This window comes from Chordicoccus furentiruminis, assembly GCF_019355395.1.
Taxonomy (GTDB): domain Bacteria; phylum Bacillota; class Clostridia; order Lachnospirales; family Lachnospiraceae; genus Chordicoccus; species Chordicoccus furentiruminis.
The window spans coordinates 125629-140344 of record NZ_CP048829.1 but is presented as its reverse complement, the minus strand read 5'-3'; the positions used below and the strand labels follow the sequence as shown (position 1 = coordinate 140344).

Sequence of the window (14716 nt, the reverse complement as noted above, 5' to 3'; positions counted from 1 at the left end):
GTGCATCGCTATGGAGGAAACCATTTGAAGCAGGTTGTGATCATCGGCGGAGGGGCCGCGGGCATGATGTGCGGCCTTCTCGCTGCGAAAGGCGGATGCGGCGTCACGATCGTGGAAAAAAACGCGAAGCCCGGACGAAAACTGTATATAACAGGCAAGGGACGGTGCAATCTGACGAATGACTGTACGGAAGAAGAGTTCCTCGCTCATGTGATGTCGAATCCGAAATTCCTTTACAGCGCGATCTACGGATTCAGTCCGCGGGAAACCGTGAGATTTTTTGAGTCGATGGGGCTTCCGCTGAAAACCGAACGGGGCCGGCGCGTGTTCCCTGTCTCTGACCGGTCCGCAGACGTGATCGACACTCTCAGCCGGAATCTCCGGCGGGCGGGAGCGAAGATGATGCTTCAGACGGAGGCGGAGGAGCTCCTGACCGGGACGGAAGGCCGCGTGCGGGGCGTACGGATCCGGAGGTCCGGCAGGACGGAGGATCTTGCGGCGGACGCTGTGGTGGTTGCGACCGGAGGACTGTCCTATCCGGGTACCGGATCGACCGGCGACGGCTTTCGGTTTGCAGACCGGATGGGGATGCCGGTCAGTGAGACCTCTCCTTCACTGGTTCCGATTGTCTGCGCGGAGGAATATGTTAAGGAGATGCAGGGCCTCTCCCTGCGGAATGTATCACTTCATGTCCGGAGCGGAAAAAAAGAACTGTTCGCGGAGCAGGGCGAGATGATGTTTACCCACTTCGGCATCACCGGCCCGCTGGTCCTCAGCGCCAGCGCCGTGGCCGGTCATCTGATCGGAGTGAAGCCGCTGACCGCGTGGATCGATCTCAAGCCGGCTCTGACAGAGGAGCAGCTGACCGCGCGCTTTCTGCGTATGACCGCAGAAGGACCCAATCGGGAACTGAAGAGTGTCCTCGGACAGCTGTATCCGGGGAAAATGCAGGCCGTGATGCCTGAGGTGGCCGGGGTGGACCCGGAGCGGCGGCTCCGCGATCTGACGAGGGGCGAGCGCGAGGCGCTGGTCCGCGCAACCCTTCATCTGCCGCTTACCTTCACTGCTCTCAGAGGATACAATGAGGCGGTGATCACCAGAGGGGGCGTGGACGTCAGAAGGATCGACGCGGGCAGCATGAGGGCGAAGGATCGGGACAATCTCTATTTTATCGGGGAAGTGCTGGATCTGGACGCGCTGACCGGGGGCTACAACCTGCAGATCGCGTGGAGCACGGCTGCGGCCGCGGCGCGGGATCTGACGAAGGATACAGGAAAGGAGCAGAGATGAAAATCGCGATTGACGGACCGGCCGGCGCCGGGAAGAGCACGATTGCCCGTCTGGTGGCGAAGCGGATGCACGCGGTGTATGTGGACACCGGCGCGATGTACCGGGCAATGGGACTGGCGGTGCTGAGAATGGGTATCCGTCCGGAGGACGGCGAGGCGGTCGGACGGGCGGCGGAGGAGACGTCCGTCTCCATCGTCTATCGGGACGGATGTCAGCATGTGCTGCTGAACGGAGAGGATGTGACGGAGCATCTGCGGGGAGAGGCGGTCGGCAATGCGGCCAGCGCGATCTCGGTCTATCCGGCGGTGAGAACGAGACTGGTAGCACTCCAGCGAGAGCTGGCCGCCGGTCAGGATGTGGTCATGGACGGACGCGACATCGGGACCGTCGTGCTGCCGGACGCGGAAGTCAAGGTTTTCCTGACCGCCTCAGCCCGTACGAGAGCGGTCCGCCGTTACCTTCAGGAGCGGCAGGCGGAGGGCGCCGAACCGGAGACGGAGAGTGACGAGGCAAGGAACGAGATCGCCCGCATCGAGAAGGATATCGAGGAGCGTGACAGACGGGACACAAGCCGGGCCGAATCCCCGCTTCGAAAGGCTTCGGACGCGGTGCTGATTGATTCGTCGGAGATGACAGTCGGAGACGTTACGGAGAAAATCCTCGTTCTTGCCGGAAAGGCGGCCGCCCTATGAGCGTCACGGTAGCCGCCAGCGCCGGATTCTGCTTCGGAGTGAAACGGGCTGTGGGGCTTGCTTACCGGGAGGCTGCTCTGGCCGGCGCCGAAGGACGGAACGTGTACACGATGGGTCCGATCATCCATAACGAAGCGGTGGTCGGCGATCTCCGGGAGAAAGGCGTACGCATCATTGACGATCAGTTCCGGTGCGAGGAGGACGGATCCGTTCCGCCGGCCGGCTCGACGATCATCGTCCGTTCCCACGGCATCACCCGCGCGATGCACCGGCAGCTGGAGGAGAGCAGCTGGCGGATCGTGGACGCCACATGTCCCTTTGTGGGCAAGATCCACCGGATCGTATCGGAAAAAAGCCGGGCGGGCCATCCGATCATCATCATCGGCTCACCGGATCACCCGGAGGTGCAGGGGATCCGGGGGTGGGTCAGCGGTCCCTGCGCGGTGGTCGGATCGGAGGCGGATCTCCCTTCGATTCCGTTTTCGAAGGATTATGAGATCTGCGTTGTGTCTCAGACGACATTCAACTATGAAAAATTTCAGGAATTGGTTGAAAAGATTGAGAATCTGGGTTATCATGTAGTAGTTACGAATACCATCTGCAATGCAACACAGGAACGTCAGAGCGAAGCGCTTCAGCTGGCCAAACAGTCCGATGTCATGATCGTCATCGGCGGAAAGTCTTCCTCGAACACGCAGAAGCTTTATGAGATCTGCCGGAGGGAATGTCCTCACACGTACTACATTCAGTCCGCCGCGGATCTCGCGTCTGTCAGTATCCCATCAGATAGGTGCGTAAGTATTACAGCGGGGGCATCGACCCCAAATACAATAATCCAGGAGGTTTCACTTAAATGTCAGAAGAACTGAGCTTTGAACAGATGCTCGACGAGAGCTTCAAGACTATTAGAAATGGAGAGGTCGTTGAAGGCACTGTTCTTGACGTGAAACCGGATGTTGCCTATCTCAACATCGGTTACAAGTCAGACGGAATTCTCACCAGTGCCGAGTACAGCAATGAAAAGGATGTTGACCTGACGACCAAGATGCAGGTCGGTGACAAGATGGAAGTGAAGGTCCAGAAGGTCAACGACGGCGACGGCCAGGTGATCCTTTCCTACAAGCGCCTTGCGGCTGAGAAGGGCAACAAGCGGATCGAGGAAGCGTTTAACAACAAGGAGGTGCTGAAGGCGAAGGTTTCCCAGGTCCTCAACGGCGGTCTGACCGTGCTCGTCGAGGATACCAGGGTCTTCATCCCGGCTTCGCTTGTCTCTGATGTCTATGAGAAGGATCTGAGCAAGTATGCGGATCAGGAAATCGAGTTCCGCATCACGGAGTTCAATCCGAGAAGAAGAAGAATCATCGGTGACCGCCGTCATCTGATCGTCGAGCGCAAGCAGGAGGCTGCGAAGGAGCTGTTCTCCCGCATCCAGATCGGCGATGTGGTCGAGGGAACGGTCAAGAACGTCACGGATTTCGGCGCATTCGTCGATCTGGGCGGAGCGGACGGCCTTCTTCATATTTCCGAGATGTCCTGGGGCCGTGTGGAGAACCCGCACAAGAACTTCCATGTGGGTGACCAGCTTCGCGTCATGATCAAGGATATCAAGGATGACAAGATTGCCCTGTCTCTGAAGTTCCCGGATGAGAATCCGTGGATCGAGGCATCTGAGAAATTCGCGACCGGCTCCATTGTCAAGGGCAGAGTTGCGAGAATGACGGACTTCGGTGCGTTCGTTGAGCTGCTTCCGGGCGTTGATGCGCTGCTTCATGTCTCCCAGATCAGCAGACAGCATGTGGATAAGCCGTCCGACGTGCTCCGAATCGGTCAGGAGATCGAGGCGAAGGTTGTCGATTTCAATGCCGACGACCGCAAGATCAGCTTGTCGATGAAGGCGCTCGAGAATGAGCCGCAGAACGAAGATAACTGAGTACGGAGCGGAGGTAGCTGTTTATCCGTTTCTCATCAGTGAGAAATGCATCCGAATACGGAACAAGATGAAAGCAGTTCGTACGAACTGCTTTTTCTTTTCGGCTTTTATCCACGTACCGTGCGACGGAGACATGGACGGCGTAGCCTTCCTCCGGCAGATACCGGTAGTTGGCGGTATCCGTGTGATAAACGCGGAGCTGACCACCGGATACATGGACGCCGAGTCCAGCCTCCGTTCCGTGACAGGTAAGATGAAACGGGGCGTCGTGGATGGACGCGTTGCCCGCGAAGGAACCGTTCAGGCCGAGCCGGTACTGAAGCAGATCTCCCTCCCTTTCTGCCTGAAGCAGTCTGAAGTGTCCGTCCAGCAATGAAAGAAAATGACGGTATGTCAGGACGCGGAGGGTTTGCTCGGCGTCCGTTCCGCCGACAGGTTCAAGAGGAGAGGCCAGATCGCGAAGACGCCGCGAGGGCAGCCCGAGCAGAGTGCGGATCGGAGAAAGAGAGAGAAAGAGATCCTCGATTCCTGTGCCGGCAAGAGGATTGACCAGTCCGTATGCCTTGTACTTCGCGTTGAGGTACGGGATGTCGAAGGCTTTCCCATTATAAGTGACCAGCGTCCGGACATTCTCGACAAGAGACCGGAGATCGTTGAGCAGCCGGTATTCCTCCTCATCATTTGAGGCGGCCAGAACTGTCTCCGTGAACGTTCCGGCCGAAGAACCGGGGGCGATGAGCGCGACGGATGTAAGGCGGCTTGTCCGCCAGTAGCGGCCGGTTGTTTCAATATCAAGGATCTGTTCGTTTTCATTCAGCTCGGAGCCGGGCACGGACAGCGTTTTCTGTGTCATAGGATTTTCCTCCGTTTCGGAGTATACTGTTGCCGGATATCAGGAGGCCGGTCTGTCCTTCGCGGGCGGTCCGGCAGGAACAGTATAGCACACTCGGACCGATGCCGCGAAATGCCGCAGAAGAATGGAATGGATACGGACGGATCGGACAGCACCCGAAGGGAGTCAGCTATGTACGCATATATTACCGGAACCGTCGCGGAGGTGACGGAGGAAACCGTGGTGATCGACAATCATGGGATCGGATACCGGATCTTTGTCCCGGCCGGCGTGGCGGACTCGGTTTCCGTAGGAAGCGAGGAAAGGCTGTATACTTTTTTTTCCGTCCGGGAGGACGCGATGCAGCTCTTTGGATTTCTCTCGAAGGATGATCTCGAGATGTTCCGCCTGCTGCTCGGCGTCAGCGGGATCGGACCGAGAGGCGCGCTCGGCATCCTGTCCGTCCTGAACGCGGACGACCTCCGCTTTGCCGTGCTTTCGGACGATGCGGCCGGAATTTCGAAGGCGCCCGGCATCGGGAAGAAGACGGCGCAGAAGGTGATCCTCGAGCTCAAGGACAAGCTTGATCTGGCGGATGCATTTGAAAAAAAGCAGGAGCATGCGCAGCAGGGAAGCGTAAAGGAGACCGGAACGGAATCGGAGGCGGTGATGGCGCTGACCGCCCTCGGATATTCGAACTCCGAGGCCTTCCGTGCGGTACGGAGCGCGGAGGAGAAGGAACCGGGCACGGATACGGAAGGACTGATCCGGCTTGCGCTGAAGGAACTGTACCGCTGAGAGGCAGGATAAGCAGGGAGCAGGAAGGAGGAGGCGATGGCGAGAAAGATTGTGACAGGAACCGAGGAGATGCCGGAGGACCGGGCTCTCGCATCGGACCATATCCGCCCGCAGTCGCTCGACGAGTACATCGGCCAGCAGAAACTGAAGGAAAACTTAAGCGTCAGCATCGAGGCGGCGCGGCTCAGAGGCGACCCGTTGGATCATGTGCTGCTCTACGGGCCGCCGGGACTGGGCAAGACGACGCTGGCCGGCATCATCGCCAACGAGATGGGGACTTCTCTTAAGGTCACAAGCGGTCCGGCCATCGAGAAGCCGGGAGAGATGGCGGCGATTCTGAACAGTCTGAAGCCCGGCGACGTCCTCTTTGTGGATGAGATTCACCGTCTGGCGCGTCAGGTGGAGGAGGTCCTCTATCCCGCCATGGAAGATTACGCCATCGACATCGTGATCGGAAAGGGTCCGACGGCCCGGTCAATCCGGCTGGATCTGCCGCCTTTCACACTGGTAGGCGCGACGACCCGACCGGGGATGCTGTCCGCCCCGCTGCGTGACCGGTTCGGGGTGGCGGGTCATCTCGACTACTATTCGGTCGATGAACTCAGTGCGATCATCCGGCGGACGGCCGGAAAACTTCATGTCGAGATCGACGGGCGGGGAACGGAGGAACTCGCGAGACGCTCAAGAGGGACGCCTCGTCTGGCGAACCGGCTGCTGAAGAGGGTCCGTGACTATGCGATGGTGCGCTTTGACGGCCGGATCACATCCAGAGTGGCCTCGGAGGCGCTGGACCTTCTTGAGGTGGATCAGTTCGGACTGGAGAAGCTGGACCGGGATATTCTGGAGACGATGATCGTCCGCTTCTCGGGCGGGCCGGTGGGACTGGATACGCTGGCTTCCTCAATCGGAGAGGATTCGGGAACCATCGAGGACGTCTACGAGCCTTACCTGCTGAAGACGGGATTCCTCGTCCGTACGCCGAGAGGGCGGATGGCGACACGCAGGGCCTACGAGCATCTCGGCTACGACATGCCAGAGGGAGAAGGGTGAAGCCTTTACTTTTGGTTCGTTTTCAGTATAATGACAGTATATGGAAAACCGGAGGTGCTCATGTCTGAGAAAAATTCAGTCCAGGTTCTGATCGGCGGCAAGGTCGTCCGGCTCTCTGGCTACGAGAGCGAAGAGTATCTGGAGAAGGTCGCGCACTATATGAACCACAAGCTGGATGAGCTCGGCACCCTGTCCGGCTGGCGGAGGATGACGCAGGACCAGAAGAACACGCTGCTGTCCCTCAACATCGCGGACGATTATTTCAAGGCGAAGGAGCGGGCCGAGAACCTTGAGGACGAGGTGACGGGGAAGGACAAGGAGCTGATGAGTCTGAAGCAGGAGCTGGCTTCGCTTCAGGTTATGATGGAGAACATGAAGAAGGCCGGACAGAAACGCTGAGCAGGTGACAGGGGTGACCGCCGGATGGCGATCACCCCTTTTTCGTAGTGCGCGCTTTTTCAGATTGAACGGAAACAGAGCGGCCGCAGCCTTCACGGCTGCAGGGCAACAGGAGCGGAAAGATGGGAAATAAAATGGAACTGCTGGCGCCGGCGGGATCGGTGGAAGGGCTGAAGGCCGTGATCGCGGCCGGTGCGGACGCGGTCTATATCGGAGGAAGCCGTTTCGGAGCCCGCGCCTATGCTCAGAATCCGGAGGAAGCCGAGCTGGTCGGAGCGATCGATTACGCGCATCTCCGGAATGTGAAGGTGTACCTCACAGTGAACACGCTGCTGAAGGAACGGGAGATGGACGATCTGGTGCCGTATGTAAGGCCGTATGTCGAAGCCGGCGTGGATGCTGTGCTTGTGCAGGATTTCGGCGTGCTGAGGCGGCTGCACCGGTCGTTTCCGTCGCTGCCGCTTCATGCCAGCACGCAGATGAATGTCACGGGCGCGGCCGCCGCAAGGATGCTGGCCGGATACGGCGTGACCCGGGTGGTGCCGGCCAGAGAGTTGTCTCTTCCAGAGATCCGCCGGATCCGCGAAGCCGGACCGGAGGTGGAGGTCTTTGTGCACGGCGCTCTGTGCGTCTGCTATTCCGGTCAGTGCCTCTACTCCAGCATGATCGGAGGGCGGAGCGGAAACCGCGGACGCTGCGCCCAGCCGTGCCGGCTGCTGTATCTGAAGGATGACGAGCGATTTACAGGGCGGACTTCCATACTGGAGGAAAAACAGGCCCGGCATTTTCTGAGCCCGAAGGACCTGTGCGCTGTAGACCTGCTTCCCGAGCTGGCCGGTGCGGGCGTCGATTCTCTCAAGATCGAGGGACGGATGAAGCAGCCCGAGTATGCGGCCGGCGTCGTGTCGGTTTACAGAAAGTACCTTGACCTTCTGGAACGAAATCCTTCGGATTACCGGGTGGCGCAGGAGGACCGGAGCTTCCTTTACGATCTTTACAACCGGAGCGGCTTCACCGACGGGTATCTTCACCGGCATAACGGACCGGAGATGATGGCGCTGGTGAAGCATGAGCTGACGTCTGAGGAGACGGAGCGGAGGCACGCGCTGTACGCGGAGATGCATCGATGCTTCATGGACAGGGAGAAAAAGGTGCCGCTCCGGATCGAGGCGGCCGTTTTCGCCGGCCGACCGGCCGAGGCGTCGTTCACGGCGGGCGGCAGGACGGTTCGCGTCACCGGAGATCCTGTCTCCGCGGCGAAAAGCCAGCCTCTTGATGAAGCGAAGATCCGTGCCAATATGTCAAAGACAGGGGAGACGGATTTTGAAGCCGTGTCGGTCCGCGTCCGTACGGACGGATGCAGCTTTCTTCCGGTCAAATCGCTGAATGAGCTCAGAAGAGCGGGGGTCGGGGCGCTCAGAGACGCACTGACTGCGGAATGGAGACGCCTCCCGGGAACGGAAGCGGAGGAGAATGCCCGGCAGCCGGCTGAGGAGACGGGAAACGGGGAAACGGCGCCTTCGGAAGCGGTGCAGACCGTTATTCCTGCCGCTTTCTCCGCTCCGGGAGGTCTTCCGGAGCTCAGCGTGCTGGTTTCGACGGAAGAGCAGCTTGAGGCTGCGATGGAGAGTGCAGCGGATCAGGTACTCGTCGAGAGTTCGCTCCTGCTTTCGAAGACGGATCCGGCATCCGCCGCGGAACGGATTTCCTCCGCGCTGAAGCGGAAGAGGAAGACCTTCGGCGTGGCTCTTCCGTTTGTCAGCCGGGATACGCCGGCCGACCGGAAACTGAAGAATCTTGCCGTCCGTCTTCCGGGAACCGGCTGCGGCACATTGCTGACCCGGAGCCCGGAAATGTTGGCACGTCTCCGGGAAGCCGGGCTGACTTCTCTTGTCCGGGCGGACGCGGGGCTCTACACCTTCAACCGGGACGCCGAGGCCTTTCTTGAGGATACGGGCGTCACAAGGCTGACCGCGCCGCTCGAGCTCAACCGTTACGAGCTGGCGGAGCGGGACAACCGGTCCAGTGAGCTGATTTTATACGGCCGCATTCCGCTGATGATCACGGCTCAGTGTCTGGTGAAAGAGACGGTGGGCTGCACCGGCCGTTCGGAGAGGCATACGCTTACCGACCGGACGGGCGCCAAATTCCTTGTCGGCTGCGATTGCATTTTCTGTTATAATGAGGTTCTGAACAGTGTGCCGCTGATGCTGTTTGATGAGATGAAGACGATACAGAGTCTTGGTTTTCCCGGAGTGCGGGTACAGTGCACAGTTGAGACGGGAGCGGAAACCCGCCGGCTTCTTGAGATGGCGCGCTGCGCACTCAGAGGAGCGGAAATCCGTTTCGGCGGGAGGTTTACGCGGGGACACTTCTTACGGGGAGTCGAATGATCTATGACGATAATGAATTCCATCCTGCGCATTGCCGCGTCTGCGACGAAGTATCTCTTCATCGTCCTGATGCTGCTGTATGTGCTCCGGGCCTATCTGTATCTGGCCCGTTCCGATGAAGAGAAGAAAAACAGGGAGATCAGCGGACAGAGGCGGATTCTGGTTCTGATGGTGCTGCTCGGATACGGCATCATCATCGCCAATGAACGGACGCTGCTCTCCGTGGCGCTGATGGCCGGAATTCTGCTCTATCATCTGGTTACGATTCTCTGCTACCGCCTTCTCTATCCCGATGCCTCTATGCTGCTGGTCAACAACATGCTGATGCTGCTGGACATCGGCTTTATCATGATCGGGCGGCTGAATCTGACGGAGGCGCTGAAGCAGTTCATCATCGCGGCGGCCGGCACCGTCATCGCATTTGTCATCCCGGTGATCGTGCGCCGCTGGATGCGTCCGCTCCGGCGCCTGACGTGGCTCTACGCGGGGGTGGGAATTCTGGCCCTTCTGGGCGTGCTGGCGCTGGCGAAAATCAGCGGCGGAGCGAAACTCTCCATCTCGGTCGGGGGCATCACGATCCAGTTCTCGGAGCTCGTGAAGATCACGCTGGTTTTCTTCCTGGCCTCCAAGCTGTCAAGGGATGTGTCCTTCCGCAGCGTCGCGATCGCCACCGCGGCAGCGGCACTTCATGTCATCATCCTCGTCCTATCCACCGACCTCGGAACCGCGCTTGTGTTCTTCATCACCTATATCGTGATGACCTATGTGGCGACGCGGCGGCCTGTCTACGCGCTGGCGGGACTGGGCGGCGGCGCGCTGGCCTCGGTCGGAGCCTATCATCTGTTCGGCCATGTGCGGCAGCGCGTCACGGCCTGGAAGAACCCGTTCGCGGTCTATGATACCTCCGGCTACCAGATCGTGCAGGGCCTGTTCGCCATCGGGGCCGGAGGGTGGTTCGGCTGCGGGCTCTATCAGGGCCGGCCCGATACGATTCCGGTCGCGACCAAGGACTTTATTTTTGCCGCGATCTGTGAGGAGTTCGGCGGACTGTTCAGCATCGGCCTCCTGCTCGTATGCATGAGCATGTATCTGCTGATCTGCAATATCTCGATGCTGATCCGGAACCGGTTCTGCAAGCTCGTCGCGATCGGACTCGGGACTGAGTACGCCTTTCAGGTGTTTCTCACGGTGGGAGGTGTCACGAAATTTATTCCGATGACCGGCATTACCCTTCCTCTGGTGAGCTACGGAGGCAGCTCGGTGGTCAGCACGATCACCATGCTGGCCATCATCCAGGGCCTCTACATTCTGAGGGAGGAAGAGGAGTGAAAACGGCAGACGGGTTCTGACGGCAACGATACAGACGGTGAGGAAATGCGATTGAGACGATCACGGAAAAGAAGCGGCGAGACGCAGTCGGTCAACGAGGACGTGCGCGAGATTCTGGAAGGCCGCGGAGACGGACAGTTAAAGAGGGAAACCGGTCCGGAGATCTATCCGGGTATGGAGGACCGGGGCATCGGGTCGGTGCGGGAAGCGGCACCCGGAGAGCGCGGAACGCACCGGATCAGCCGGACGGAGGACGGCACCGGGAGGCGCCGCGCGGAGGCGGAGAACGAGAGATACAGAAGAACACCGGAGCGCGGAGAACGCTTTGGTGAGCCGGATCGCGCCGCATATCGGGAAGCGCCGGGATACCCATCTCAGGAGAGCGGCAGCCGGACACCCGGAAAGCGGAGACGTTCCAAAGGCCCGTATCTGTTTATCTCAGCCGCTTTCGTGATTCTTTTCCTGCTGCTGATCGGCTATCTGGTGTATTTCAACGTCTCATTGAAGGACGATGTGATTAACAGCCCGTACAACAAACGCCAGAATTCGATGGCCGACCGGGTGCTGCGCGGGAAGATCGAGGCGCTTGACGGAAGCGTGCTCGCCTACACACAGACGGACGACGAGGGTAGTGAGACCCGCGTCTACCCTTACGCCAACGAGTACGCCCATGTGGTCGGATTCGTGACGCACGGGAAGAGCGGGCTCGAGAGTGCCGCGAATTATGACCTGCTGACCTCCCACGGCAATCTGATCGATCAGATACTGGATGATTTTCAGGGACGGAAGACGAAGGGCGACAATGTTGTGACCACACTCAACACCACCCTCCAGGATGTCTGCTACAGCGCGCTGGGCGATTACAGCGGAGCCGTCATCGTGATGGATCCGAAGACGGGCGCCGTAAAGGCGATGGTCTCGAAGCCGGACTTCGATCCGAACACGCTCGACAGCCGCTATGCGGACATGGTGGCGGATTCATCCAATTCCCAGCTGGTCAACCGCGCGACACAGGGGCTGTATCCGCCCGGATCCACCTTTAAAATCCTGACGTCGCTGGCCTATTACCGCCGGTATCATACCTTCGACAGTTTCAGCTATACCTGCACCGGCGAGCTGCAGGTGGACGATTACACGGTTCACTGCTATCACGGCACGGCGCACGGGGAAGAGAATTTCACCCAGGCCTTCGCGCACAGCTGCAACACGGCCTTCTCCACGATCGGGCTCGATCTCGGGGCAAACCCGCTGACGAAGGTGGCGAAGGATATGCTGTTCGGACAGAAGCTTCCGTTCGATCTCGCCAGCTCGAAGAGCCGCTGGTCGCTGACATCCTCCTCGGGCAGGGTGGAGCTGGTGCAGACTGCCTTCGGACAGGGAAAAACGCTGGTGACGCCCTATCATATGGCGCTGATCGTCTCGGCGATCGCCAACGACGGCGTGCTGATGAAGCCGTATCTGATTGATCATATTGAAAATGCAGCCGGCTCCGCCGTGTCGAAGACGAAGCCGAAGACGTACCGCCGGCTGATGACCTCGGATGAGGCGTCGAAACTCACGGATCTGATGAAGGAAGTGGTTTCGGAGGGCTCCGCGTCCGCCCTCTCGGGACGGAGCTATCAGGCAGCCGGAAAGACCGGATCAGCCGAGTACTATCGGAGCGACGGGTCCATTGGGACCCATTCCTGGTTTGTCGGCTTTACCAATCCGGGCAATCCGGATCTGGTGATCGCCGTGCTGGCGGAAAACGGCGGCTCGGGAAGCTCCACTGCGGTTCCGATCGCGGAGAAGGTACTGGATACATATTACGGAGGATGACGGGCATGGAGCGGCGGATGCTGAGATGGGCGGATACGCTCTATCTGGGAGAGAGCGTCCGGAAGGAAGCGGGGGCCATACGGCACAGGCTTGACATGGACAGACCGGACCGGGGCCATATTGTGATCACACTGGCGTCCAACGGGACGGATATGCTGGATCTGGTTCCGACCGTCTTTCTGCGGCAGCCGGCGCTCCGGCTGCATCTTCCCGTGATCGTCGGTCTTGCCTCATCGAAAGAGGAGGCTGTCGGCCTCGTCGAGCGGATGATCGGCGATTCGCTCCGCGCACGCGGAGATGCGGACCTCCGGGCATATTTCCGGATGAAAGGAGTGAAATGAGCGCTGCTGCAGGCATTTTCGCTGTCATCGGCCGCATTTTCGTCATCCTGCTTCTTGCGGTGCTGGCTCTGATCGCGCTGGTTCTTCTGGTTCCGGTCCGTTACCGGATCAGCGGAGAGGGAGACAGCCGCACCGGCGATGCGAGGGGCGAGGCACGCGCTTCCTGGCTGGCCGGTGCCTTTACCGTTTCATATGCCTTCGACCGGAAAGCCGCGCCGGACGGGAGGAGAGGCATCCGCTTCACGGTATTCGGATTTCATCCGGGAGAGCGCAGAAGGAAAAGGCGGGAAGAAGAGGCCGCGCACAGGAAGCAGGTTAAGAAAGAAAAGCTGGATCGTCTGAAAACGGAGGATCCGGAGCGATACGAGAAACTGAAGCGCGAGGCCGAGGCGCGCCGGGAAGCCAGAGAAGCGGAGAATACGCGGCGTGCGGAGGAGGAGACTTCCCGCCGGAAGGCGGAAAAGGAAGCGCTGAAAAAGGCGAAGGACCACAGAGAGCGCCTGCTGATCCGTGCGAGGCAAAGTCTCGGCGTGACAGGAAGGATTTTCCGGGCGCTGTGGAGTGCCGTGCGAGACGGGTTCTGGACTGTCTATGATCTGCTTCTGAAGCTCTGTTTCCTGCCCGCGGAAATCAGTGCCGGGCTTGGAAGGTTCTTCTCAGGGGCTGCCGGAGCGGTTGGGAAGGCGGCGGGCATTCTTGATGTGATCACGGATCCGCGGACGGAAGGGGCGCTGCGGACGCTTCTTGACAAGCTGAAGCGGCTGCTGCGCCACCTGAGGCCAAGGGAGGCTTCGGGCGAGATCAGGTTCGGCTGCGGTGACCCGGCTGCTTCCGGGGAGGTGCTGGCGGCTCTGTCCGTCTTCTATCCGTTGACAGCGGGTCGGATCGCCGTCTGCCCTGATTTTGACGGAACCTACGCGGCAGGCCGTCTCCGGCTTGCAGGCAGGGTGGTTCTGATTTGCCCGCTGACGCTGGCGGTCTCCGCGCTGATAAGCCGGGATGTCCGGTATCTGGTCCGCCTCTTGCGGAAATCCGGAAAAGGCGGGGCCGGAGAAATAACAGAAACGGTGAAGGAGGAAGAAGATGGCTGATCACAGCAATGATTTTCAGAACACGGTGGAATCGCTTTTCACGGGAATGGAGGGTTTCCTCACGTCAAAAACCGTCGTCGGAGAGCCGATCAGGGTAGACGGTGCGACGATTCTTCCGCTGATGGACGTCTCATTCGGCGCGGGCGCCGGCGCGAATCAGGGAGACAGGAAGAATCCCAACGCCGGCGGCGGAATCGGAGGAAAGATGACGCCCAGCGCGCTGCTGATCATCTCCGGTGGGACGACAAAACTGGTTAATGTCAAAAACCAGGACAGTCTCTCGAAGATCATGGATATGCTGCCGGATGTGATGAGCCGGTTCACAAACCGGAAGGCGGAGAAAGAGGACGGCGGCACGAAGAACGCGTAAGAATCCGGAAACGGAATGAGCGGGCGGAAGAAGTGCAGGCCGCTTTGCAGTCTGCACTTCTTCCGCCCGCCTTCAAAAGAAAAACACAGGCCTCAAGGCCTGTGTCTTATCCTCATATCTGCTGTTCCTGTCCGATTGTGCCGCGAATCAAAAGACAAACGGCAGCGGGCGGGGGTGATTACGCACGCTCCACCTTACCTGATTTCAGGCACTGAGCACAGATATACGCGTGCTGCGGAACGCCATTGACCTTAATTCTGACCCTTTTGATGTTGGATTTCCACATTCTGTTGGATCTTCTATGAGAATGGCTCACATTATTTCCGAAGTGCGCGCCCTTTCCGCAAACTGAACAAACTGCCACCGGTAAACACCTCCTTGCA

Annotated in this window: 15 protein-coding genes; 13 read left to right on the top strand and 2 right to left on the bottom strand. The window is 59.4% G+C overall.

Annotated elements, in window-relative coordinates:
* Positions 1 to 24: 24 nt before the first annotated feature.
* From G4C92_RS00655 to rpsA, 4 genes are read left to right on the top strand one after another with little or no spacing between them, the layout of a single operon-like run.
* On the top strand, positions 25 to 1290 hold the full coding sequence (locus G4C92_RS00655; protein ID WP_274940711.1) for a BaiN/RdsA family NAD(P)/FAD-dependent oxidoreductase: 1266 nt from the start codon (positions 25 to 27) through the stop codon (positions 1288 to 1290).
* Positions 1287 to 1982, top strand: coding sequence for a (d)CMP kinase (gene cmk / locus G4C92_RS00650; RefSeq protein ID WP_274940710.1), 696 nt, complete (start codon positions 1287 to 1289; stop codon positions 1980 to 1982). The genes G4C92_RS00655 and cmk overlap by 4 nt, the downstream gene beginning before the upstream one ends.
* Complete coding sequence (gene ispH, locus G4C92_RS00645; protein ID WP_274940709.1) at positions 1979 to 2851, top strand: 4-hydroxy-3-methylbut-2-enyl diphosphate reductase; 873 nt, start codon at positions 1979 to 1981, stop codon at positions 2849 to 2851. Before cmk ends, ispH begins: the two co-directional genes overlap by 4 nt.
* A complete protein-coding gene (gene rpsA, locus G4C92_RS00640) occupies positions 2836 to 3912 on the top strand; it encodes a 30S ribosomal protein S1 (protein ID WP_274940708.1) in 1077 nt (358 codons plus the stop codon). The genes ispH and rpsA overlap by 16 nt, the downstream gene beginning before the upstream one ends.
* On the opposite strand, the gene G4C92_RS00635 is transcribed toward rpsA, so the two are convergent.
* A complete protein-coding gene (locus G4C92_RS00635; RefSeq protein WP_274940707.1) occupies positions 3860 to 4765 on the bottom strand; it encodes a ribonuclease H-like domain-containing protein in 906 nt (301 codons plus the stop codon). The genes rpsA and G4C92_RS00635 overlap by 53 nt on opposite strands.
* A gap of 171 nt (positions 4766 to 4936) precedes the next feature.
* Between G4C92_RS00635 and ruvA the strand changes: the two genes are divergently transcribed.
* The 9 genes from ruvA to G4C92_RS00590 all read left to right on the top strand — a co-directional run bounded on the left by ruvA (position 4937) and on the right by G4C92_RS00590 (position 14333).
* Positions 4937 to 5542 carry a Holliday junction branch migration protein RuvA gene (gene ruvA, locus G4C92_RS00630; protein WP_274940706.1) on the top strand — a complete coding sequence of 202 codons (606 nt, stop codon included), beginning with the start codon at positions 4937 to 4939 and terminating at the stop codon, positions 5540 to 5542.
* 36 nt (positions 5543 to 5578) lie between these two features.
* Entirely contained in the window at positions 5579 to 6592 is a 1014-nt protein-coding gene (gene ruvB / locus G4C92_RS00625; protein ID WP_274940705.1) for a Holliday junction branch migration DNA helicase RuvB, read from the top strand.
* 60 nt (positions 6593 to 6652) lie between these two features.
* Positions 6653 to 6991 carry a cell division protein ZapA gene (locus tag G4C92_RS00620; protein WP_274940704.1) on the top strand — a complete coding sequence of 113 codons (339 nt, stop codon included), beginning with the start codon at positions 6653 to 6655 and terminating at the stop codon, positions 6989 to 6991.
* A 122-nt stretch (positions 6992 to 7113) separates the two neighbouring features.
* On the top strand, positions 7114 to 9384 hold the full coding sequence (locus tag G4C92_RS00615; RefSeq protein WP_274940703.1) for a peptidase U32 family protein: 2271 nt from the start codon (positions 7114 to 7116) through the stop codon (positions 9382 to 9384).
* A gap of 3 nt (positions 9385 to 9387) precedes the next feature.
* The gene (locus G4C92_RS00610) at positions 9388 to 10713 is read left to right on the top strand and encodes an FtsW/RodA/SpoVE family cell cycle protein (protein WP_274940702.1); all 1326 of its coding nucleotides are present in this window, start codon (positions 9388 to 9390) and stop codon (positions 10711 to 10713) included.
* A 51-nt stretch (positions 10714 to 10764) separates the two neighbouring features.
* The gene (locus G4C92_RS00605; RefSeq protein WP_274940701.1) at positions 10765 to 12531 is read left to right on the top strand and encodes a peptidoglycan D,D-transpeptidase FtsI family protein; all 1767 of its coding nucleotides are present in this window, start codon (positions 10765 to 10767) and stop codon (positions 12529 to 12531) included.
* 5 nt (positions 12532 to 12536) lie between these two features.
* On the top strand, positions 12537 to 12872 hold the full coding sequence (locus G4C92_RS00600; RefSeq protein ID WP_274940700.1) for a hypothetical protein: 336 nt from the start codon (positions 12537 to 12539) through the stop codon (positions 12870 to 12872).
* Positions 12869 to 13963, top strand: coding sequence for a hypothetical protein (locus G4C92_RS00595; RefSeq protein ID WP_274940699.1), 1095 nt, complete (start codon positions 12869 to 12871; stop codon positions 13961 to 13963). Before G4C92_RS00600 ends, G4C92_RS00595 begins: the two co-directional genes overlap by 4 nt.
* On the top strand, positions 13956 to 14333 hold the full coding sequence (locus G4C92_RS00590; protein ID WP_274940698.1) for a GerW family sporulation protein: 378 nt from the start codon (positions 13956 to 13958) through the stop codon (positions 14331 to 14333). Before G4C92_RS00595 ends, G4C92_RS00590 begins: the two co-directional genes overlap by 8 nt.
* 178 nt (positions 14334 to 14511) lie before the next feature.
* Here G4C92_RS00590 and rpmB read toward each other — a convergent pair whose 3' ends face one another.
* A complete protein-coding gene (gene rpmB, locus G4C92_RS00585) occupies positions 14512 to 14697 on the bottom strand; it encodes a 50S ribosomal protein L28 (RefSeq protein WP_274940697.1) in 186 nt (61 codons plus the stop codon).
* Between the last annotated feature and the right edge of the window lie 19 nt (positions 14698 to 14716).

Bases quoted from the DNA above. Each gene is read 5' to 3' on its own strand.
- rpsA (WP_274940708.1), top strand. From the start codon at position 2,836: ATGTCAGAAGAACTGAGCTTTGAACAGATGCTCGACGAGAGCTTCAAG.
- G4C92_RS00610 (WP_274940702.1), top strand. From the start codon at position 9,388: ATGACGATAATGAATTCCATCCTGCGCATTGCCGCGTCTGCGACGAAG.
- G4C92_RS00590 (WP_274940698.1), top strand. From the start codon at position 13,956: ATGGCTGATCACAGCAATGATTTTCAGAACACGGTGGAATCGCTTTTC.
- G4C92_RS00615 (WP_274940703.1), top strand. From the start codon at position 7,114: ATGGGAAATAAAATGGAACTGCTGGCGCCGGCGGGATCGGTGGAAGGG.
- ispH (WP_274940709.1), top strand. From the start codon at position 1,979: ATGAGCGTCACGGTAGCCGCCAGCGCCGGATTCTGCTTCGGAGTGAAA.
- G4C92_RS00620 (WP_274940704.1), top strand. From the start codon at position 6,653: ATGTCTGAGAAAAATTCAGTCCAGGTTCTGATCGGCGGCAAGGTCGTC.
- G4C92_RS00635 (WP_274940707.1), bottom strand. From the start codon at position 4,765: ATGACACAGAAAACGCTGTCCGTGCCCGGCTCCGAGCTGAATGAAAAC.
- G4C92_RS00595 (WP_274940699.1), top strand. From the start codon at position 12,869: ATGAGCGCTGCTGCAGGCATTTTCGCTGTCATCGGCCGCATTTTCGTC.
- ruvA (WP_274940706.1), top strand. From the start codon at position 4,937: ATGTACGCATATATTACCGGAACCGTCGCGGAGGTGACGGAGGAAACC.
- ruvB (WP_274940705.1), top strand. From the start codon at position 5,579: ATGGCGAGAAAGATTGTGACAGGAACCGAGGAGATGCCGGAGGACCGG.
- cmk (WP_274940710.1), top strand. From the start codon at position 1,287: ATGAAAATCGCGATTGACGGACCGGCCGGCGCCGGGAAGAGCACGATT.
- G4C92_RS00600 (WP_274940700.1), top strand. From the start codon at position 12,537: ATGGAGCGGCGGATGCTGAGATGGGCGGATACGCTCTATCTGGGAGAG.